15 protein-coding genes are annotated in these 19,030 nt (G+C 69.6%); 9 read left to right on the forward strand and 6 right to left on the reverse strand.

What is annotated here, in order from left to right; all coding sequences use genetic code 11:
• Positions 1-4: 4 nt before the first annotated feature.
• From ACWFRU_RS37975 to ACWFRU_RS37985, 3 genes are all read left to right on the forward strand, one after another.
• A complete protein-coding gene (locus ACWFRU_RS37975; protein WP_453692806.1) occupies positions 5-1,579 on the forward strand; it encodes a VWA domain-containing protein in 1,575 nt (524 codons plus the stop codon).
• A gap of 98 nt (positions 1,580-1,677) precedes the next feature.
• On the forward strand, positions 1,678-3,312 hold the full coding sequence (gene metG / locus ACWFRU_RS37980) for a methionine--tRNA ligase (protein WP_453692684.1): 1,635 nt from the start codon (positions 1,678-1,680) through the stop codon (positions 3,310-3,312).
• 231 nt (positions 3,313-3,543) lie between these two features.
• On the forward strand, positions 3,544-3,729 hold the full coding sequence (locus tag ACWFRU_RS37985) for a hypothetical protein (protein WP_453692686.1): 186 nt from the start codon (positions 3,544-3,546) through the stop codon (positions 3,727-3,729).
• Between the two features lie 170 nt (positions 3,730-3,899).
• Here the strand turns inward: ACWFRU_RS37985 and ACWFRU_RS37990 are convergent, their stop codons facing one another.
• Positions 3,900-4,523, reverse strand: a complete 624-nt coding sequence (locus ACWFRU_RS37990; RefSeq protein WP_453692688.1) for a TetR/AcrR family transcriptional regulator — start codon at positions 4,521-4,523, stop codon at positions 3,900-3,902.
• Between the two features lie 116 nt (positions 4,524-4,639).
• On the opposite strand from ACWFRU_RS37990, the gene ACWFRU_RS37995 reads away from it, so the two are divergent.
• Positions 4,640-5,551, forward strand: a complete 912-nt coding sequence (locus ACWFRU_RS37995; protein WP_453692690.1) for an NAD(P)-dependent oxidoreductase — start codon at positions 4,640-4,642, stop codon at positions 5,549-5,551.
• A gap of 20 nt (positions 5,552-5,571) precedes the next feature.
• Here ACWFRU_RS37995 and ACWFRU_RS38000 read toward each other — a convergent pair whose 3' ends face one another.
• On the reverse strand, positions 5,572-6,771 hold the full coding sequence (locus ACWFRU_RS38000; RefSeq protein WP_453692692.1) for a serine hydrolase domain-containing protein: 1,200 nt from the start codon (positions 6,769-6,771) through the stop codon (positions 5,572-5,574).
• 366 nt (positions 6,772-7,137) lie between these two features.
• Between ACWFRU_RS38000 and ACWFRU_RS38005 the strand changes: the two genes are divergently transcribed.
• Positions 7,138-8,040: a hypothetical protein gene (locus ACWFRU_RS38005; RefSeq protein WP_453692694.1), complete on the forward strand. Its 903-nt coding sequence runs from the start codon at positions 7,138-7,140 to the stop codon at positions 8,038-8,040.
• A gap of 61 nt (positions 8,041-8,101) precedes the next feature.
• On the opposite strand, the gene aspS is transcribed toward ACWFRU_RS38005, so the two are convergent.
• Positions 8,102-9,886, reverse strand: a complete 1,785-nt coding sequence (gene aspS, locus ACWFRU_RS38010; protein WP_453692696.1) for an aspartate--tRNA ligase — start codon at positions 9,884-9,886, stop codon at positions 8,102-8,104.
• A 196-nt stretch (positions 9,887-10,082) separates the two neighbouring features.
• On the opposite strand from aspS, the gene ACWFRU_RS38015 reads away from it, so the two are divergent.
• Positions 10,083-12,236 carry an ATP-binding SpoIIE family protein phosphatase gene (locus ACWFRU_RS38015; protein ID WP_453692808.1) on the forward strand — a complete coding sequence of 718 codons (2,154 nt, stop codon included), beginning with the start codon at positions 10,083-10,085 and terminating at the stop codon, positions 12,234-12,236.
• 56 nt (positions 12,237-12,292) lie between these two features.
• Here the strand turns inward: ACWFRU_RS38015 and ACWFRU_RS38020 are convergent, their stop codons facing one another.
• The 3 genes from ACWFRU_RS38020 to ACWFRU_RS38030 form a co-directional block, all read right to left on the reverse strand.
• The gene (locus ACWFRU_RS38020) at positions 12,293-13,348 is read right to left on the reverse strand and encodes an AI-2E family transporter (protein WP_453692698.1); all 1,056 of its coding nucleotides are present in this window, start codon (positions 13,346-13,348) and stop codon (positions 12,293-12,295) included.
• Between the two features lie 60 nt (positions 13,349-13,408).
• Positions 13,409-14,365: a pirin family protein gene (locus tag ACWFRU_RS38025; protein ID WP_453692700.1), complete on the reverse strand. Its 957-nt coding sequence runs from the start codon at positions 14,363-14,365 to the stop codon at positions 13,409-13,411.
• 209 nt (positions 14,366-14,574) lie between these two features.
• Positions 14,575-15,063: an SseB family protein gene (locus ACWFRU_RS38030; RefSeq protein ID WP_363210398.1), complete on the reverse strand. Its 489-nt coding sequence runs from the start codon at positions 15,061-15,063 to the stop codon at positions 14,575-14,577.
• Positions 15,064-15,207: 144 nt separating this feature from the next.
• On the opposite strand from ACWFRU_RS38030, the gene ACWFRU_RS38035 reads away from it, so the two are divergent.
• The 3 genes from ACWFRU_RS38035 to ACWFRU_RS38045 all read left to right on the forward strand — a co-directional run bounded on the left by ACWFRU_RS38035 (position 15,208) and on the right by ACWFRU_RS38045 (position 18,888).
• Complete coding sequence (locus ACWFRU_RS38035) at positions 15,208-17,034, forward strand: acyl-CoA dehydrogenase (RefSeq protein WP_453692702.1); 1,827 nt, start codon at positions 15,208-15,210, stop codon at positions 17,032-17,034.
• 160 nt (positions 17,035-17,194) lie between these two features.
• Positions 17,195-18,550: a M18 family aminopeptidase gene (locus tag ACWFRU_RS38040; protein ID WP_453692704.1), complete on the forward strand. Its 1,356-nt coding sequence runs from the start codon at positions 17,195-17,197 to the stop codon at positions 18,548-18,550.
• 116 nt (positions 18,551-18,666) lie between these two features.
• Entirely contained in the window at positions 18,667-18,888 is a 222-nt protein-coding gene (locus tag ACWFRU_RS38045) for a DUF6458 family protein (RefSeq protein WP_453692706.1), read from the forward strand.
• Positions 18,889-19,030 lie beyond the last annotated feature (142 nt).

Raw genomic sequence — 19,030 nt, forward strand, 5'->3', positions numbered from 1 at the left:
GGCGGTGGAGCCGGAGGCGGAGCTTGCCGCCCCCGCAGCTGCCGCCGAGCCCGACTCCGCCCCGGAGGCGGAGGTCACCCCCGAGCCCGAGGCCGAGGCCCCGGAAGCGGAGATCGTGACCCCCGAAGCGGTCGCCCCCGAGGCGGTGGAGCCGGAGGCGGAGCTTGCCGCCCCCGCAGCTGCCGCCGAGCCCGACTCCGCCCCGGAGGCGGAGGTCACCCCCGAGCCCGAGGCCGACGCCCCGGAAGCGGAGATCGTGACCCCCGCGGTTGTCGCCCCCGAGGCGGTTGTCGCTGACGCCGCTGAACCGGAACCGTCAGTTGTGCCCACCCGTCCCGCCCAGCGGGACGAATGCCCACAACAGGCGACCCCCGACGGCACCGAGGCCGAGACGGAGGCGGAGAACGCCAAGACTGCCGCCGCCGCTGCCGCGCCCGAAGCCGGGGCGGAGGATGCCGACGCCGCTGCCGGTGCCGAGACTGAGGCCGGGGCGAAAGATGCCACCGCCGCTGCCGCGCCCGCGCCCGAAGCCGGGGCCGAGGATGCCGACGCCACCGCCGCTGCCGCGCCCGAGGCCGGGGCGAGCGAGGTCAACGCCGCCGCTGCCGCTGTGGGCAATCGTCCCGCTGGGCGATTGGGGCCTCCCCTGCTCGAGCGGAGCCGAGAGCTTGGGGAAGGGTGGGCACAGCCCTCGACGCCGGGTGCCGATGAAGCGGCGCAAGTACACGTGACCTCGGCGGAGCCGGAAGCCCCCCTCGCAGAGGAGACGACGGCACCCGAAGCCCCGGCGCAGCCCGAAGCCCCCCTCGCAGAGGAGCCCGCGGCACCCGAAGCCCCGGCTGAGCCGGAAACCCCCGTGGCGGAGGAACCGCCGACCCCCGAAGCCCCCGCGGAGCCCGAAGCAGCGGCGGAGCCCGAAGCTTCGGGTGAGGAAGAGACCGCCGCAGCCCTGGCGCAGCCAGCCCTCGCCGCCGCGTACAAGGCAGCCGGTGCCGCGCTGCAAAAGCGAAACCTCACCGGCGTCCGCGCCCCCGTGTACCTCATCCTCGACCGCTCCGGCTCCATGCGCTCGTACTACAAGGACGGCTCCGCCCAGAGCCTGGGCGAGCAGGTCCTCGCCCTGGCGGCCCACACGGACCCGGAAGCCACCGTGCACGTCGTCTTCTTCTCGACCGAGATCGACGGCACCGGCACCCTCACCCTCCCCGAACACGAGGGCCGTATCGACGAGATGCACGCGGCAGCGGGCCGCATGGGCCGCACCAGCTACCACGCCGCGATCGAAGAGGTCGTGTCCCACTACGAGAAGTCGAAGCACAAGGGCAGCCCCGCCCTCGTCGTCTTCCAGACGGACGGCCCCCCGGACGCGAAGGGCCCCGCCAACCAGGCCCTCGCGGACGCGGCCAAGCACCCCCTCTTCTTCCAGTTCGTCGCGTTCGGCGAGCACGAGGCGAAGGGCTTCGACTACCTCCGCAAGCTGAAGGCGGAGAACGCCGCGTTCTTCCACGCGGGCCCCACCCCCCGCGAGCTCACGGACGCGGAGCTGTACGAGGGCCTGCTGGCGGCCTGGCGCCCGTAACCCAAAGGGAAACCCAAGGGGTGGACCCCGCGGGGTCCGGGGTCCACCCCCTGGAATCGAGGTGAATCGCCCCCTCCGGGGCCGTTAGGATTTCGACCATGGCGGCCACTGGATCCGAGAAGCAGGGAGCGGGCGAGAACGCGAAGGCGTTCTACGTCTCGACCCCCATCTACTACGTAAACGACGCTCCTCACCTGGGCCACGCCTACACGACCGTTGCAGGGGACGTGCTCACGCGCTGGCACCGTCAGCGCGGCGAGAAGGTGTGGTACCTCACCGGCACGGACGAGCACGGTCAGAAGATCATGCGCACTGCCGAGGCGAACGACGTCACGCCCCAGGAGTGGTGCGACAAGCTCGTGGACGAGGCCTGGCGGCCTCTCTGGGAGCACCTGAACATCGCGAACGACGACTTCATCCGTACGACGGAGAAGCGCCACACGGACCGCGTCCAGGAGTTCGTCCAGGATCTCTACGAGAAGGGCGAGATCTACAAGGGCGGCTACGAAGGCCCGTACTGCGTGGGCTGCGAGGAGTACAAGCTCCCCGGCGACCTGATCGACGGCGCCGACGACGGCGAGTTCGCGGGCCAGAAGCTCTGCCCGATCCACAAGAAGCCGGTGGAGCTCCTCAAGGAGGAGAACTACTTCTTCAAGCTGAGCGAGTACGGCCCGAGGCTCCTCGCCCACTATGAGGCGAACCCGGACTTCATCCAGCCCGAGTCGGCCCGCAACGAAGTGGTGAACTTCGTCAAGCAGGGCCTTCAGGACCTCTCCATCTCGCGCTCGACGTTCGACTGGGGCGTCAAGGTCCCGTGGGACGACAAGCACGTCATCTACGTCTGGGTCGACGCCCTCCTCAACTACGCCACGGCCGTCGGCTACGGCGCGGACGAGGAAAAGTTCAAGTCAACGTTCCCCGCCGACGTGCACCTGGTCGGCAAGGACATCCTCCGCTTCCACGCGGTCATCTGGCCCGCGATGCTCATGGCGCAGGGCCTCCCGCTGCCGGGCCGCATCGCGGCGAACGGCTGGCTGATGGTCGGCGGCGAGAAGATGTCGAAGTCGAACCTGACGGGCATCAAGCCGCAGGACCTCACCTCGCACTTCGGCGTCGACGCGTACCGCTGGTACTTCCTGCGCGCCATCTCGTTCGGCCAGGACGGCTCGTTCTCGTGGGAGGACTTCACCGCCCGCTACACGAGCGAGCTCGCGAACGACTACGGAAACCTCGCCTCGCGCGTGGCGGCCATGGTCGGCAAGTACTTCGGCGGCGCGCTTCCCGAGGCGACGGCGGTCGGCGCGGCCGAGCAGGCGGTCCAGGAGGGTCTGGCCAAGGCAGTGTCGGCCGCTGACCTGAAGATCGGCGAGGAGCTGGACTTCCAGGCCGGCATCCTGGCGGTCTTCGCCTTCGTCAAGCAGGTCAACGGCTACATCACGGAGCAGGAGCCGTGGAAGGTGGCCAAGGACGAGTCCCCGGAGGGCAAGGCCCGCCTGGCGACGATCCTCTACACGGCGGCGGAGTCGCTGCGCGCGGTGGCCGTCCTCCTCAACTCCGTCATGCCCGAGACCTCGCAGAAGCTGTGGGACTCGCTCGGCGCCGAGACCTCGCTCGGCGCACTCGCCGAACAGCGGGTCCAGGACGCGGGCACATGGGGCCAGCTGCCGGTGGGCGCGACGGTCACGAAGGGCGCGGTGCTTTTCCCGCGCCTGGAGGAGCCGAAGCAGTCGTAAGCAGGCGTCAGCAGTTGTGAGCAGTCGTCAGTAGACGTCAGCAGTCGTGATCGGCTGAACTGTCCGGCTATGACCGCCGGAGCTGAACTGACCCGTAGGGGCTCGTGATTCACGTCACGGGCCCCTGCTTCTTGCCCAACTTGGCTGATTCATGCGGGTCCAATAGCGATTCCGATCACATTCGACCAGAACTCACGCCGTCTTCACATCTTCGTACGTACGCTTCACTGTATGACCACGACTCCCGACACCCCCGACCGGCCGCGCCCCGCGGCCGAGGTGAACGAGGAGATACGCGCGCTCTGGCTGCGGACGGGCGGATATCTTCGCCCCGAACAACACCTTGAGTACGAGAAGCTTGTGGCGGAGTGGGCCGAGGCGACAGCCTCGGCGGCCTCGCACTCACCGGCTGTCTGAGCTGACTGCGCGCTCCGGCCACGACGCGATTCAACAACTGAGCAGGCGTTCATGAGCCACTGCCGACGCGTTCCAACAACAGCGAACCAGGGGCAGCGGGGGCAACAGCAGCAGCGGGGCCAACAGCGGCAGCAGGGCCGACAGGGCGTATCTCCCACCCACCGCGCGGGCTAACGCCCCACGACCCCCACACTTCCTCCCTGCACCCCGTACGACCCCACGAGCCGCGCCAGTTGGCGCCCTGCCGCCCGTAGCGGCTCCTCGCTGCGGTTCACCTGGGCCGTCACCTCCGCGCCCTCCAGGGCGCTGATCACGGTGGTCGCGAGGTCCCGCGCGTCCGGCGCGGCGAAGCCCGAGCCGAGCAGCTTCTCCTCGACCAGGCGCTCCCAACTCGCCAGCGCGGCCGCGCACACCCGCTGGATCTCCGAGTCCGTGCCCAGCGTCTCCAGGGCGGCGGCGGTGACGGGGCAGCCGTCGACCCAGCCCGACTCCCGCAGCCCGACGGCGAGTTCCGCGGCGCAGGACTCGATCGCGGCGCCCGGTTCGTCGGCCGTGGCGAGCGCGGCGCGCAGCATGTCGGCGAACTCCTCGCCGCTGTGGGTGATCGCGGCCACCGCGACGGCTTCCTTGCCGCCGGGAAAGAAGTGGTAGACGGAGCCGAGCGTGGCCTCCGCGTCCTTCGCGATCTGCTTGATGCCGGTGCCGACGTACCCCTGGCGCTGGAGGAGGCGTGCGGCGGCGACGACGATGCGTTCGCGGGTGCCGGGGGTCGCGGCTGCGCTGGTCTTGGCCATGGGGTCACTCTACCTCGCGCCTAATTAGAGCGTTCGTTCCAGAGACGTGCTACGTTGTGCCAGCGCTCTAGATAGAGCGCTCGTTCTAGTCGTGGCCTTGAGCCCTGGAGGTAGTAATGAACGCCACCGCCACCCCTGCCACCCCCACCACCCCCGCCACCCCCGCCACTTCTCTCACCCTCATCGGCCTCGGCCCCATGGGCCACGCGATGGCATCAGCCCTGCTCGACAAGGGCCACCAGGTCACCCTCTGGAACCGCACGGCGTCCCGCGCGGACGACCTGGTGAAGCGCGGGGCGGTCCTCGCCGCCACCCCCGAGGAGGCGGTCGCCGCCAACGAGTTGGTGATCCTTAGCCTCACGGACTACGACGCGGTGTACTCCGTACTCGAACCGGCGACGGACGTGCTCTCCGGCCGGGTGATCGTCAACCTCAGCTCGGACACCCCGAAGAAGGCCCGCGAGGCGGCGAGCTGGGCCGCCGGCCACGGGGCGACCCACCTCACGGGCGGCGTACTCGTCCCGCCCTCCGGCATCGGGACCCCCGACGCCTCCACCTTCTACAGCGGCCCGCGCGAGGCGTACGACAAGCACCGCACGACCCTTGAGGTGCTGACGGGCGAGACGGACTACCGGGGCGAGGACCCAGGCCTCGCGGCCCTGATGTACCAGCTCAACATGGTCATCTTCTGGACGAGCATCTCCAGCTACTGGTACGCGGTCGCCCTCGCCAAGGCCAACGGCCTCTCGGCGGCGGACATCCTCCCGTACGCCTCGCAGAACATGACCGGGATGCCGGAGTTCCTGTCCTTCTACTCGTCGCGCATCGACGCGGGCAACCACGACGGCGACGTGGACCGCCTGGCCATGGGCCTCGCGAGCATGGAACACGTCGTGGACACCCACACCGACGCGGGCGTGGACGCCGCGCTGCCGTCAGCGGTGGCGGACTTGTTCCGCCGGGGAATGGAAGCGGGCCACGCAAAGGACAGCTTCTCCAGCATCGTGGAACTGCTGCGGAGCCGCTGAGCTGAGCCGTGCCGGGCGCGTCACTTCTTGCAGAGGGCGGCGTCGACGAGGGCGTCGGCGTTCGTGAAGCCCTTCGCGGTGGGTGCCCAGTCGGCGGTGACGACGATCGTGGCGGCGCGGCCGTCATCGGTGACGCCGGGGAGCGAGTGGTAACCGGGGATGTCACCGCCGTGCCCCCACGCCACTCCGCCGCAGCTCAGAGGAGTGCTGCTGAGGCCAAGGCCGTAACCGGCCCCCGCGACGGGGCTGTCGGGGATCTCGACCGTCTTGCGCATCTGCGCGAGCTGGGCCGGCCCCAGCAGCTTGCCGCCGATCAGGGCGGAGAAGAAGCGGTTCAGGTCGCTGGGGGTGGAGATCAGCTGCCCGGAGGCCCAGCCCCAGGAGGGGTCGAGCTCCGTGCGGTTCTTCAGCGGCGCTCCGGGCTTCTCGGCGTGGTAACCCTGGGGGTGGGCCCCGCGGATGCCCTCCTCGCCGACGTCGGGGAAGTAGGTGCGGCGCAGTCCGATGCGGTCGATGACACGCTCGGTGATCTGCTCGGCCAGCGGCCGTCCCGTGACCTTCTCGATGAGCAGGCCGGCCACGATGTAGTTGGTGTTGCTGTACGCCCAACGTTCCCCGGGGGCGAACTGCGCCTTGTGCTCCAGCGCTCTGTCGATCAGGTCCCGGGGCTGGTAGTAGGTGTGGCGGCCCTTGCCGAAGACGTCCTCCAGCATGTGGTCGGTGTAGTTGGGCAGCCCGCTGGTGTGCTGGAGCAGTTGGCGGACCTTGATGTCCCGGCCGTCGATGCCCTCGCCGCGCAGCAGTCCGGGCAGGTAGTCGTCGACGGGGGCGTCGAGTTCGACCTTGCCCTCGCCGACCAGTTGGAGGACGACGGTGGCGGTGAACGTCTTGGTGTTGCTGCCCGCCCGCACCTGCCCGTCCACCGGCACCTTCGCCCCGGTCTTCAAGTCCCCCACACCGGCGGTGTAGTTGCGGGCCCGGCCGTCGCGGTCGACGGTGGCGGCCAAGACGGCAGGGAACTTGTCGTCGGTGACGAGGCGCTCCATGCCCTTGCGTATGTCGTCGCGAGATTCGGGGGACTGCGCGGCGGACGCGGGCAACGTGCCGGCCACGGCCAGCGCGGCGGCCGCCACGGCCACCGCGGCGAGCGCCCGGCGGGGCCTGGAGGGCGACGTGGCCGTCGTGTGAACTCGCGCGAGCTTCTGAGGACGGTCGGACATGGGTGAACTCCCTTGGAAAACCTGCTGGTCGCTCCGGAACCCCCGGACACGTCCAGCCTGCGCCCCCAAGATCCACTACTCCATCGACGGCGGCCAGGCCCGAGCGGGAGGCGACCTGCTCCAGCGGGCCCTCGTACGGACACCAGGCCCATGCATCGTCGGGGTAACCCCAGACCCCTTCGGGGGCCTACTTCAGCCCATACGCCCCGTATTTGACCCCACGTATGAGCGCGGCGAGTCCGTTCTCGGCGGGAAAGAGAATCGGCGAGCTCACCGCAGCGGCGTGAACGTTTCGCCCGCACTCGAATGAGTGATCGCAGCCCGCCGCCCGGAACACCCGGCCCTTGATCCACCTAGGTTCCCCCCATGGTCACCTCTCAACACGAGGCCTCACACAGGATCTTCCAGGAGCGGCCGGAGCTGCTGATGCCGGTCTTCCGGATCCTCGGCGTGCCGCTTCCTGACCGGCCATCCGTCGAGGTGCTCTCGCCGGACGTCACCGAGATCCGCCCTCTTGAACGCCGGATCGACACCGTGCTCCGCATCAGCGCACCGAACGGCAGCGCCTTCCTGCTGGCCATCGAGGCTCAGGGACGCCGCGACCCGGAGAAGGCGGCGAGCTGGGGGTACTACCTCTCGTATCTCTACTCGAAGTACAACATTCCCGCACTGCTGCTCGTCGTGTGCCAGGACAAGGCCACTTCCGTCTGGGCCATGGGGCCCTTTCGGATCGGCCTTGACAGCTGGACCGCCATCAGCGTGCATCCGATGGTTGTCGGCCCCGACAACGTGCCGATGATCACGGACCCGGACGAGGTCGCACAGAACCTCGCCTTCGCCGCCTTCGCCGCGTTGATGCACGGGCGCAGCCCCGACTGCACCGCCATACTGGACGCACTGGCCACTGCGCTGAGAACGGCCGACGACGAGTCCATCGATTACTACTGGCAACTGCTCGACGTCGGTCTGGGAGACACCCCGGCCAGAGCAACATGGAGGGACGTGATGGGCGTGACGATCTACTTTCCGGGTCACGGGACCCTCGCCGAGGAGAAGTACCTCGAGGGCAAGGCCGAAGGCGAAGCCGAGGGCAAAGCCGAGGCGCTCCTGCTCTTCCTGGAAGTGCGCGGTATCCCGGTACCGGACAGTGCCCTCGACCGGATCAACGCCTGTACCGACCTGGAGATCCTCGACCGCTGGCTCGTCCGTGCCGTCACGGTCACCGATGCCGACGGACTGTTCGCCGAAACCTCGGATCAGGGCGAGTAACACATGGGAAAGGGCCCGGAACCACATTGGTTCCGGGCCCTCAGCCTGCCTGCGGTCAGGGCTACTTGTCCGCGTCGCCCTTGCCGGAAGCGACCGGCTTGCGGAGTTGGATGTTCAGTTCGCGGAGGCGGGACTCCTCCAGTTCCGAGGGGGCGCCCATCATCAGGTCCTGGGCGTTGCCGTTGAGCGGGAAGGCGATCGTCTCGCGGATGTTCGGCTCGTCCGCGAGGAGCATCACGATGCGGTCGACGCCGGGGGCGATGCCGCCGTGCGGCGGGGCGCCGAGGCGGAAGGCGCGGAGCATGCCCGCGAACTCCCGCTCCACCGTCTCCGCTTCGTAGCCAGCGATCGCGAAGGCCTTCAGCATGACCTCGGGCTCGTGGTTACGGATCGCGCCGGAGGAGAGCTCGATGCCGTTGCAGACGATGTCGTACTGCCAGGCGAGGATGTCGAGGGGGTCCTTCTCCTCCAGGTCCTTCATGCCGCCCTGGGGCATCGAGAAGGGGTTGTGGGAGAAGTCGATGCGACCCGTCTCCTCGTCCTTCTCGTACATCGGGAAGTCGACGATCCAGCAGAAGCGGAAGACGCCCTCCTCGAAGTGGCCCGCGCGCTTGGCCGCCTCGACGCGCACGGCGGACATGATCTTCGAGACCTCGTCGAACTCGCCCGCCCCGAAGAACACCGCGTGGCCGGGCGAAAGGGAGAGGCGCTTCGTGAGCTCCTCTACGTTCGCCTCCGTCAGGAACTTCGCGATCGGGCCCGTCAGCGAGCCGTCCTCGGCGACGCGCACCCAGGCGAGGCCCTTCGCGCCCTGCTCGACCGCGTAGTCACCGAGGCCGTCGAAGAACTTGCGGGACTGCGACGCCGTGTCCGGGACCGGGAGGGCGCGCACGTGCTTGCCCGCGAACGCCTTGAACTCCGAGCCCTCGAAGATGTCCGTGATGTCGTGCAGTTCCAGCTTCGCGCGCAGGTCCGGCTTGTCGTTGCCGTACTTCAGCATCGACTCGCGGAACGGGATGCGCGGGAAGGGGGAGGTGACCTCGCGGCCGCCGCCGTACTCCGTGAAGATCTCCGTCATGAGCTGCTCAATGGGACGGAAGACGTCCTCCTGCTCGACGAAGGACATCTCGATGTCGAGCTGGTAGAACTCGCCCGGCGAGCGGTCCGCTCGCGCGTCCTCGTCGCGGAAGCACGGCGCGATCTGGAAGTAGCGGTCGAAGCCCGAGATCATCAGGAGCTGCTTGAACTGCTGCGGGGCCTGGGGCAGGGCGTAGAACTTGCCCGGGTTCAGGCGGGAGGGGACAACGAAGTCGCGGGCGCCCTCGGGGGACGTCGCGGCGAGGATCGGCGTCGCCATCTCGTTGAAGCCGAGGGCCACCATCTTCGAGCGGATGGAGGCGATCACGGACGAGCGCAGCATGATGTTGCGGTGCATGCGCTCGCGGCGGAGGTCCAGGAAGCGGTACTCCAGGCGCCGCTCCTCGTTCACGCCGTCGTCCGCGTTGATCGTGAAGGGGATCTGCTGGGCGGCGCCGAGCACCTCGACCTCGGCGGCCTCGATCTCGATCTCGCCGGTGGGCAGCTCCGGGTTCACGTTCTCCGCGCCGCGCGAGACGACCTTGCCGTCGACGCGGACGACCGTCTCCTTGGAGAGCTTGTCGAGCGTCTCGGCGGCGGCCGTGCCGGGGCGGGCCACCAGCTGCGTGATGCCGTAGTGGTCGCGCAGATCGATGAAGAGGATGCCACCCAGGTCTCGGCGATTGTGCAGCCAGCCGCTCAGCCGGACGTCGGAGCCGACGTCAGAGGCGCGGAGCTCGCCGCAGGTGTGGGACCTGTACCGATGCATCTTCGTTCATCCAGTCTTCGCGAATAGGGGAGAGAGCAGACAAGCCTTAAGGCTACCGTCCGGGCGGAGATCGCTTTCCGGATTACTCCCGCGATCACCCGTGCAGGATCACCCGTGAAGGCCTCCCCTCCCTCTTCGGCGGTGGCGGCTTGTCCATCGATCTTCCTAAAGTGGGTCAATGCGCACCGACGATCCCATGCAGCAGGCGGGACAGGCCGGGGACGAACCCCTGCCTCCCGTCCGGGACGTCCTTGCCGCGATCGCCACCGGTCTGTGGCGCTGGGACAACTCGGCGGGCACCGTGACGCTCGACGCCGAGGCCGCCCGGCTTCTCGGCCTTCCGCCGCACCCCCAGGCCCTCACCGAGGCGGGCGTACGCTCCCGCTTCCATCCCGTCGACTGGAACGAGATCGACGGCATCGTCCAGCTCGCCGTCGCCGAGGGCACCCTCGCCGAGGCGCGCCTGCGGATCATGGACGACCAGGGGCGGGTGATCCGCATCGTGCGCAGCCGCTCCAAGCCGGTCGTGGACGAGGTCACGCATTCGTACGAGCTGATCGGCACCCTCCAGGAGGTCACCGAGCCCCCGCCGGGCGCCGCCGCCCGCACCCCCGTCACCGGCGACTGGCGGCGCTCCCGTGAGGCGTTCCTGCTCGACGCGGGACGCGCGCTCGCCGAGGCGCGGTCCACGGAGGAGGTGCTGCGGGTCGCCAGCGGGCTCTCCATGCCGGGGTTCTCGCCGGACGGGCTCGGGGTCTTCGGGGTCGAGGGCGACCGGCTGAAGATCATCGGGCACTACGGGCATCAGCCGGGGGACGACCTGCCCTTCTCGGCGATGCCCCTGGACACGGACTATCCGGCCGCCGAGGTGGTCCGCACGGGCCGCGCGGTCTATCTCTCCTCCCCCGAGGAGTACCACCGCCGCTATCCCGCCACATGGCCCCTTGCCCGCCCCTTCGACCGGCAGTCGTGGGCGTTCCTGCCGCTGACCGTCGCGGGCCGCACGATGGGCGCCTGGCTGGCGGCCTTCGCCTACCCCGTGTCCTTCACGCCGGACGAGCGCTCCGTCCTGACGACGGTGGCCCGGATGCTGGCCCAGGCCCTGTCGCGGGCCGGGGTCGCCGAGTCGGAGCGGGAGCTCACGGAGGGGCTGCAGCGCTCGATGCTGCCGCTGCTCGGGCCGCGCATCCCGGGGATGACGGTGGCCGCGCGGTATGTGCCCACCGGGGGCGGGCTCCAGGTGGGCGGCGACTGGTACGACATGATCCCGCTGCCCAGCGGCCGCATCGCCTTCGTCATCGGCGACGTACAGGGGCATGACGTGCGCGCGGCCGGGCTCATGGGCCAGCTGCGGATCGCCCTGCGCGCGTACGCCTCCGAGGGGCACCGTCCGGACGCCGTGCTCTCCCGGGCGACCCGCTTCCTCTCCGGGATCACGGACGGCATCACGATCGGGTCGGACGGCGACGCGGGCGGCGACCCCGCCGACCCGCGCTTCGCGACCTGCCTCTACGTGGAGGCCGACCCCGTCACCGGCGTCCTGGAGATCGCCCGCGCGGGCCACCCGGAGCCGGCGATACGGATGAGCGACGGAACGGTTCTGCTGCGCCCCACGGCCGGCGGCCTGCCGCTCGGCATCGACCCGGACGCGGACTACCCCACGACCCGGCTCGTCCTGGAGGCCGGCGAGACGATGCTGATCTGCACCGACGGCCTCATCGAGACCGGCGGCCACGACCTGGACAGCGGCTGGACGAGAATCCGCAAGATCCTGGAGGAGCACGGGGGCGACGGTGAGGACGACGGCCTCGAAGAGCTCGCCGACACCCTCGTACAGGCCGTGCATGGGCCTTCCTCGCACCACACCACGGGTCCCCTGGTGGACCGGCGCGAGGACGACATCGCGGTCCTGCTGCTTCGCAGGGCCGGGCACCCCGCCCACCGCACGCCCGCCCGGCGCACCGTCCTGACGGTCGCGCAGGCCGAGCCGGAGCGGATCGCGGGGGCGCGGCGCCATGTGCGGGAGCTGCTGCACGACTGGGCGGTCCCCGACCAGGTCGACTCGGCGGTCCTGATGGTCTCCGAGATGATCACGAACGTACTGGTGCACACGGACGGCGACGCGCTGCTCGTCGCCGAGGTCATCGGGGAGCCGGGCTCACGGCGGCTGCGGGCCGAGGTCTCGGACGGCAGCGACGACCTGCCGCACAAGCGCCATCCCGGCGAACTGGCCTCGTCCGGGCGGGGGTTGGTCCTGATGGAACTGCTCGCCGACGAGTGGGGGGTGGAGCCGCGGGGCGAGGGCAAGAGCATCTGGTTCGAGCTGTACGAGGGCACCGCGGGCGAGTGACCCAGGCACCCCGAAGCCCCGGGCACCGCCCGTCACCGGCTCCGCCGAGTTCGTCCTCAGACGCCGGACAGGCTTGATCCCTCCGCGTCATGACGTTCCCGCAGCTCGGCGATCACGCCGAACACCGCCGCCGTCACCGGCACGGCGAGCAGCATCCCCAGGATTCCCGCCACGGACGCCCCCGCGGCGATGGCCAGCATGACGATCGCGGGGTGCATCTGCACGGTCCGTGACTGGATCACCGGCTGGAGCACGTGCCCCTCCAGGACCTGGACGGCGAGCACGACACCCAGCGCCCACAGCGCGATGACGAAGCCCCGGTCGGCGAGCGCGACCAGGACGGCGACGGCGCCGGAGATGAAGGCGCCCAGATATGGGATGTAGGCGCCGATGAACACGAGCGCGCCGAGCCCCCACGCCCCGGGCACCCGCAGGATCAGGAGCCCCACGGTGATGCAGAGGGCGTCGATCAGGGCGATGAACGTGGTCCCGCGCATGAAGCCCTCGACGGCCTCGAAGGCGCGCCGCCCCATGGCCTCGACGGTGTCGGCGGTGCCGCGCGGCGCGAGCGAGCGCATGGACCCGAGGGCCTGGTCGGAGTCGCGCAGGAAGAAGAAGACGAGCAGCAGGGCGAGGACGGCCATGGCGATCATCTCGCCGACGACGCTGAGCCCGCTGATCACTCCGGACGCGGCGGACCCGCCGAACTTGCCGAACAGCTCCTTGGCGTTGGACGCCATGTCGTCCAGGGAGGTCCCCGCGGCGCCGAAGTGCTTCGAGAGGTCGGTGGCGGCCTGCTTCAGGGAGGCGACGATCTGGTCGCCGGTGTCGATCAGGGCCTTGACCACGATGTACATGGCGCCGCCCACGACCGCGACGACGGCCGCGCAGGTGAGCCCGGCGGCCAGCGACCGCTGCACCTTCATCTTCAGGAGCCAGCGGTAGACGGGCCCCAGGAGCGCCGTGCCGAGGAGGGCGAGCAGCACCGGGGTCGCGGCCGTCTTGAAGGTGACGAAGAGCCAGATCGCCACGGCGGCCACGCCCGTGACGAGCAGGAGGACCACGCACCAGGCGGCGGTACGGCGTACGGGCTCGGGCAGAAGGGTGCTCACCCTCCTACCCGAGCATGGGCCGCGTGGCCCCGCATGTCGTGTACGCCGAACAGCCGGTGGCTACATGCCGTGCACGGCCGGGACCGTGCCGAGCAGGCCCTTCTGGAAGTCCTCGAACGCCTGCTTGAGCTCGGCCTGACTGTTCATCACGAACGGGCCGTAGTGCGCCATGGGCTCGCGGATCGGCTGCCCGCCGAGGAGCACGACCTCCAGGTCGGGGGTGTTCCCGTCCTGCTTCTCGTCGGCGCGGACGGTAAGCGACGAACCGGAGCCGAAGACCGCCGTCTGGCCCATGTGGACCGGGCGGCGCTCGGCACCGACCGTGCCGCGTCCGGCCAGGACGTACGCGAGGCCGTTGAAGTCCTCGCGCCAGGGCAGGGTGACCTCGGCGCCGGGGCGGACCGTCGCGTGGATCATCGTGATCGGCGTGTGCGTGATGCCGGGGCCCTGGTGTCCGTCGAGCTCACCGGCGATGACGCGCAGGAGCGCGCCGCCGTCGGGGGAGGTGAGGAGCTGCACCTGACCGCCGCGGATGTCCTGGTAGCGGGGGTCCATCATCTTGTCCCGCGCGGGCAGGTTCACCCAGAGCTGGAGGCCGTGGAAGAGGCCGCCGGACTGGACGAGGGACTCCGGGGGCGCCTCGATGTGCAGGAGGCCGCTGCCGGCGGTCATCCACTGCGTGTCGCCGTTCTGGATGGTGCCGCCGCCACCGTTCGAGTCCTGGTGCACGAAGGTGCCGTCGATCAGGTACGTGACGGTCTCGAAGCCGCGGTGGGGGTGCCAGGGCGTGCCCTTCGGCTCACCGGCTCCGTAGTCCACCTCACCCATCTGGTCCATCATGATGAACGGGTCGAGGTACTTGTAGTTGATCCCGGCGAACGCCCGGCGTACCGGGAAACCCTCGCCCTCGAAGCCGCTGGGCGCGGTCGTCACGGCGAGCACGGGGCGGGCCACGGCGTCGCCGGACGCGGCCACACGGGGCAGGGTCAGCGGGTTCTCGACGGTCACAGCGGGCATGTCGGTGCCTCCTTCTTCGTACGCTCACTTTAGTTGAACGTAGAACTTCTTGCCACCGGGAACGCGAAGAGCCCGAAGGTAATTCCCTCCGGGCTCCAGGAGCGCCCCAAAGGGGCGCGGGGAACTGCGCGACCAGCCACGACAGCCCCGCAGGCGAAGACGAACCGGGGGGCGAGGCCGAAGGCCGAGCAGCGAAAACCGCTCAGACGTCAGCCGTACATCCTCCGCATCGCGAAGTCGACCATCTGCTCGACGGCTTTCGCGTCGAAGACCATGCGGTGCTCGCCCTCCATGTCCAGGACGAAGCCGTAACCGGTGGGGAGGAGGTCGATGACCTCCGCGCCCGTGATCACGAAGTACTTGGACTCCTTGCCCGCGTACCGGCGCAGCTCCTTGAGGGAGGTGAACATCGGGATGACCGGCTGCTGGGTGTTGTGCAGGGCGAGGAAACCGGGGTTGTCGCCACGCGGGCAGTAGACCTTCGAGGTGGCGAAGGCCTGCTGGAAGTCCTCGGCGGACATCGAGCCCGTGGTGAAGGCGCGCACCGCGTCCGCGAGGGACGGGGGCGACGGCTCGGGGTAGAGCGGAGGCTGCTGTGCGTACCCTTGCGCGCCGCCCGGCATCTGCTGCGGCGGCGGCTGGGCCCCGGGCGGGGCGTACTGCTGCTGGGCGCCTGGGCTCTGGTCGTAGCCGTACATGCCCGCAAGAGTACTGAGCCCGCACGAGGACTGAGTCACAGATGCCCTATTAGGGGTTGCTTCTTATTACTGGCGGGTAGCATCATCGTAGCTACTTGCTGGTACAGATCCTGTTGATCCCTTTCTGCTTACGGAGCCGTCGCCATGGGGCACTACAAGTCGAATCTCCGCGACATCGAGTTCAACCTCTTCGAGGTGCTCGGCCGCGACAAGCTGTACGGCACCGGCCCGTTCGCCGAGATGGACGTCGACACCGCCAAGAGCATCCTCGAGGAGCTGCGCCGCCTCGCCGAGAACGAGCTGGCGGAGTCCTTCGAGGACGCCGACCGCAACCCGCCGGTCTTCGACCCGGCCACCAACACCGCGCCGGTCCCGGCGTCCTTCAAGAAGAGCTACCAGGCCTTCATGGACTCCGAGTACTGGCGCCTGGGCCTGCCCGAGGGCATCGGCGGCACGACCGCGCCCCGCTCCCTGATCTGGAGCTACGCGGAGCTGCTGCTCGGCGCCAACCCGGCCGTGTGGATGTACTCCTCCGGTCCGGCGTTCGCGGGCATCCTGCACGACGAGGGCAACGAGGCGCAGAAGAAGATCGCCGCGATCGCCGTCGAGAAGCAGTGGGGCTCGACGATGGTCCTGACCGAGCCGGACGCCGGTTCGGACGTCGGCGCGGGCCGCACGAAGGCGACGCTGCAGGAGGACGGCTCCTGGCACATCGAGGGCGTGAAGCGCTTCATCACGTCCGGTGAGCACGACATGTCGGAGAACATCCTCCACTACGTCCTCGCCCGCCCCGAGGGCCACGGCCCCGGCACGAAGGGCCTCTCGCTCTTCCTCGTCCCGAAGTACGAGTTCGACTGGGAGACCGGCGAGCTGGGCGAGCGCAACGGCGTGTATGCGACGAACGTCGAGCACAAGATGGGCCTCAAGGCGTCCAACACGTGCGAGATGACCTTCGGCGACCAGCACCCCGCCAAGGGCTGGCTGATCGGCGACAAGCACGACGGCATCCGCCAGATGTTCATGATCATCGAGTTCGCCCGCATGATGGTCGGCACGAAGGCCATCGCGACGCTCTCGACGGGTTACCTGAACGCCCTGGAGTACGCCAAGGAGCGCGTGCAGGGCCCGGACCTCGCCCAGTTCATGGACAAGACGGCGCCGAAGGTCACCATCACGCACCACCCGGACGTACGCCGCTCCCTCATGACGCAGAAGGCGTACGCGGAGGGCATGCGCGCCCTGGTCCTGCACACCGCGGCCGTCCAGGACGAGATCCAGGTCAAGGAGGCGGCGGGCGAGGACGCGTCGGCGCTGATCGCGCTCAACGACCTCCTGCTGCCCATCGTCAAGGGCTACGGCTCGGAGAAGTCGTACGAGCAGCTGGCGCAGTCGCTCCAGACGTTCGGCGGCTCGGGGTACCTCCAGGAGTACCCCATCGAGCAGTACATCCGTGACGCCAAGATCGACACCCTCTACGAGGGCACGACGGCCATCCAGGGCCAGGACTACTTCTTCCGGAAGATCGTCCGCAACCAGGGTGCCGCGCTGAACGGCCTCGCCGAGGAGATCAAGAAGTTCCTCGCGGTCGGCACGGGCGGTGACACGCTGGCCGGGGCCCGCGAGGAGCTGGCCAAGGCCGCCGTCGAGCTGGAGGCCATCGTCGGCGTCATGCTGACGGACCTCGCGGCCACCGAGTCGGACGTGAAGTCCATCTACAAGGTGGGCCTCAACACGACCCGCCTCCTGATGGTCTCGGGCGACGTCGTCGTCGGCTACCTGCTGCTGCGGGGCGCCGCTGTCGCCGCCGAGAAGCTGGCCACGGCCTCCGCCAAGGACAAGCCCTTCTACGAAGGCAAGATCGCCGCGGCCAAGTTCTTCGCCGCGAACGTCCTGCCGGGCGTCGGATACGAGCGAAAGCTGGCCGAAGGCGTCGAGCTGGACCTCATGGAGCTGGACGAGGCGGCGTTCTAGCCTCCGCGACGTTCCACGGGCGGCCCGCTCCCGGATTCCGGGGGCGGGCCGCCGTCGTTCCGCGGCGGTACAGGCCCCCCGGATACGGGCAGATCCGGTACAGAAACTCCCGGAAACGGGCCCCCGCGCCAGGGGGAAACCGCTAGCTAGGCTGGAAGTCATGAGCACACCTGCCCGCCCGTCTCCCGCCGCCGCCCCCGCGAAGAGCGCTTCGCGCGCCCCTCTTGCCTTCGACCGCGGCCACTCCGACGACCTGCTGACCTTCCTCGCGGCGAGCCCCTCGCCGTACCACGCCGTGGCGTCCGCCGCGGAGCGGCTGGAGAAGGCCGGCTTCCGGCAGGTCGAGGAGACCGACGCCTGGGACGGGTCGACCGGCGGGAAGTACGTGCAGCGCGGCGGCGCGATCGTGGCCTGGTTCGTGCCCGAAGGGGCAGCGGCGCACACCCCGTACCGCATTGTCGGCGCCCACACCGACTCGCCGAACCTCCGCGTGAAGCCGAAGCCCGACGCCGGCGCGCACGGCTGGCGGCAGGTCGCCGTCGAGATCTACGGCGGTCCGCTGCTCAACTCCTGGCTCGACCGCGACCTCGGCCTCGCGGGCAGGCTCTCCCTGCGGGACGGCTCGACGCGCCTGGTGAACATCGACCGGCCGCTCCTGAGAGTGCCGCAGCTCGCCATCCACATGGACCGCGGCGTCGTCGCCGACGGCCTCAAGCTCGACAAGCAGAAGCACATGCAGCCCATCTGGGGCCTCGGCGACGACGTCCACGAGGGCGACCTCATCGGCTTCCTGGAGGAGGAGGCGGGGCTCGCCCCCGGCGACGTCACCGGCTGGGACCTGATGACGCACCCCATCGAGGCACCCGCCTACCTCGGCCGCGACCGCGACCTCATCGCGGGCCCGCGCATGGACAACCTCCTGTCCGTGCACGCCTGTACGGCGGCGCTGGCCGCCGTCGCCACGGCGGACGGCGCCGACTCCCTGCCGTACATCCCCGTGTTCGCCGCCTTCGACCACGAGGAGAACGGCTCCCAGTCCGACACGGGCGCGGACGGCCCGCTCCTCGGAAGCGTCCTGGAGCGGTCCGTGTTCGCCCGCGGCGGCACGTACGAGGACAGGGCCCGCGCCTTCGCCGGCACGGTCTGCCTCTCCTCCGACACGGGCCACGCCGTGCACCCCAACTACGCGGAGCGGCACGACCCGACGCACCACCCGCGCGCCAACGGCGGCCCGATCCTCAAGGTCAACGTCAACAACCGGTACGCCACGGACGGTGCGGGCCGTGCCGTGTTCGCCGCCGCGTGCGAGAAGGCCGGCGTGCCCTTCCAGAGCTTCGTCTCGAACAACGCGATGCCCTGCGGCACGACCATCGGGCCGATCACCGCGGCCCGGCACGGCATCAAGACCGTCGACATCGGCGTCGCGATCCTCTCCATGCACAGCGTGCGCGAGCTGTGCGGGGCCGACGACCCGCACCTTCTCGCCAACGCGCTCGTGGCCTTCCTCGAAGGCTGAAGTCGCGTGGCCGAAGGCTGAAGTCGCTGAACTGAAGGCCGATTTCCGCTTCTTCGTGTGGTCGTGCCGGGTCCGGGTACCCGGGTGCCCTGCCACGACTTAGGGAGGCGGTCCTCATGGGCCTGGGCGGATGCATCATTCTGATCGCCGTGGGCGCCATCCTCGCGTTCGCCACCGACTGGGAGATGGAAGGCATCAACCTCACCGTCACCGGTCTGATCATGATGGCTGTGGGCGTGATCGGCGTCGCCGCGTTCACCAACGCTCGCCGCAAGACAGTCGTGCCCCCGGGCGCGACCGTGGTCGAGACGGACAACGACCACCACCACCGCTACTGACGGCCGGCCCCGCTCGCGGGCCGACGTTTTCAGCCGCTCCTCGTCGCCGGGCCCGGTGGGCCCCCCCCCCCCCCCCCCGCCCCCGCGAAAGAAAGGGCAGGGGTGTTAAAAAAATAAAAAGGCGCGGGGGGGGAGATATAAA

The sequence above is a fragment of the Streptomyces sp. NPDC055099 genome (assembly GCF_053607685.1).

Bases quoted from the DNA above. Each gene is read 5' to 3' on its own strand.
- ACWFRU_RS37985 (WP_453692686.1), top strand. From the start codon at position 3,544: ATGACCACGACTCCCGACACCCCCGACCGGCCGCGCCCCGCGGCCGAG.
- ACWFRU_RS38005 (WP_453692694.1), top strand. From the start codon at position 7,138: ATGGTCACCTCTCAACACGAGGCCTCACACAGGATCTTCCAGGAGCGG.
- ACWFRU_RS38025 (WP_453692700.1), bottom strand. From the start codon at position 14,365: ATGCCCGCTGTGACCGTCGAGAACCCGCTGACCCTGCCCCGTGTGGCC.
- ACWFRU_RS38000 (WP_453692692.1), bottom strand. From the start codon at position 6,771: ATGTCCGACCGTCCTCAGAAGCTCGCGCGAGTTCACACGACGGCCACG.
- ACWFRU_RS37995 (WP_453692690.1), top strand. From the start codon at position 4,640: ATGAACGCCACCGCCACCCCTGCCACCCCCACCACCCCCGCCACCCCC.
- ACWFRU_RS38030 (WP_363210398.1), bottom strand. From the start codon at position 15,063: ATGTACGGCTACGACCAGAGCCCAGGCGCCCAGCAGCAGTACGCCCCG.
- ACWFRU_RS38045 (WP_453692706.1), top strand. From the start codon at position 18,667: ATGGGCCTGGGCGGATGCATCATTCTGATCGCCGTGGGCGCCATCCTC.
- metG (WP_453692684.1), top strand. From the start codon at position 1,678: ATGGCGGCCACTGGATCCGAGAAGCAGGGAGCGGGCGAGAACGCGAAG.
- ACWFRU_RS37990 (WP_453692688.1), bottom strand. From the start codon at position 4,523: ATGGCCAAGACCAGCGCAGCCGCGACCCCCGGCACCCGCGAACGCATC.
- ACWFRU_RS38015 (WP_453692808.1), top strand. From the start codon at position 10,083: ATGCAGCAGGCGGGACAGGCCGGGGACGAACCCCTGCCTCCCGTCCGG.
- ACWFRU_RS38040 (WP_453692704.1), top strand. From the start codon at position 17,195: ATGAGCACACCTGCCCGCCCGTCTCCCGCCGCCGCCCCCGCGAAGAGC.
- aspS (WP_453692696.1), bottom strand. From the start codon at position 9,886: ATGCATCGGTACAGGTCCCACACCTGCGGCGAGCTCCGCGCCTCTGAC.
- ACWFRU_RS38035 (WP_453692702.1), top strand. From the start codon at position 15,208: ATGGGGCACTACAAGTCGAATCTCCGCGACATCGAGTTCAACCTCTTC.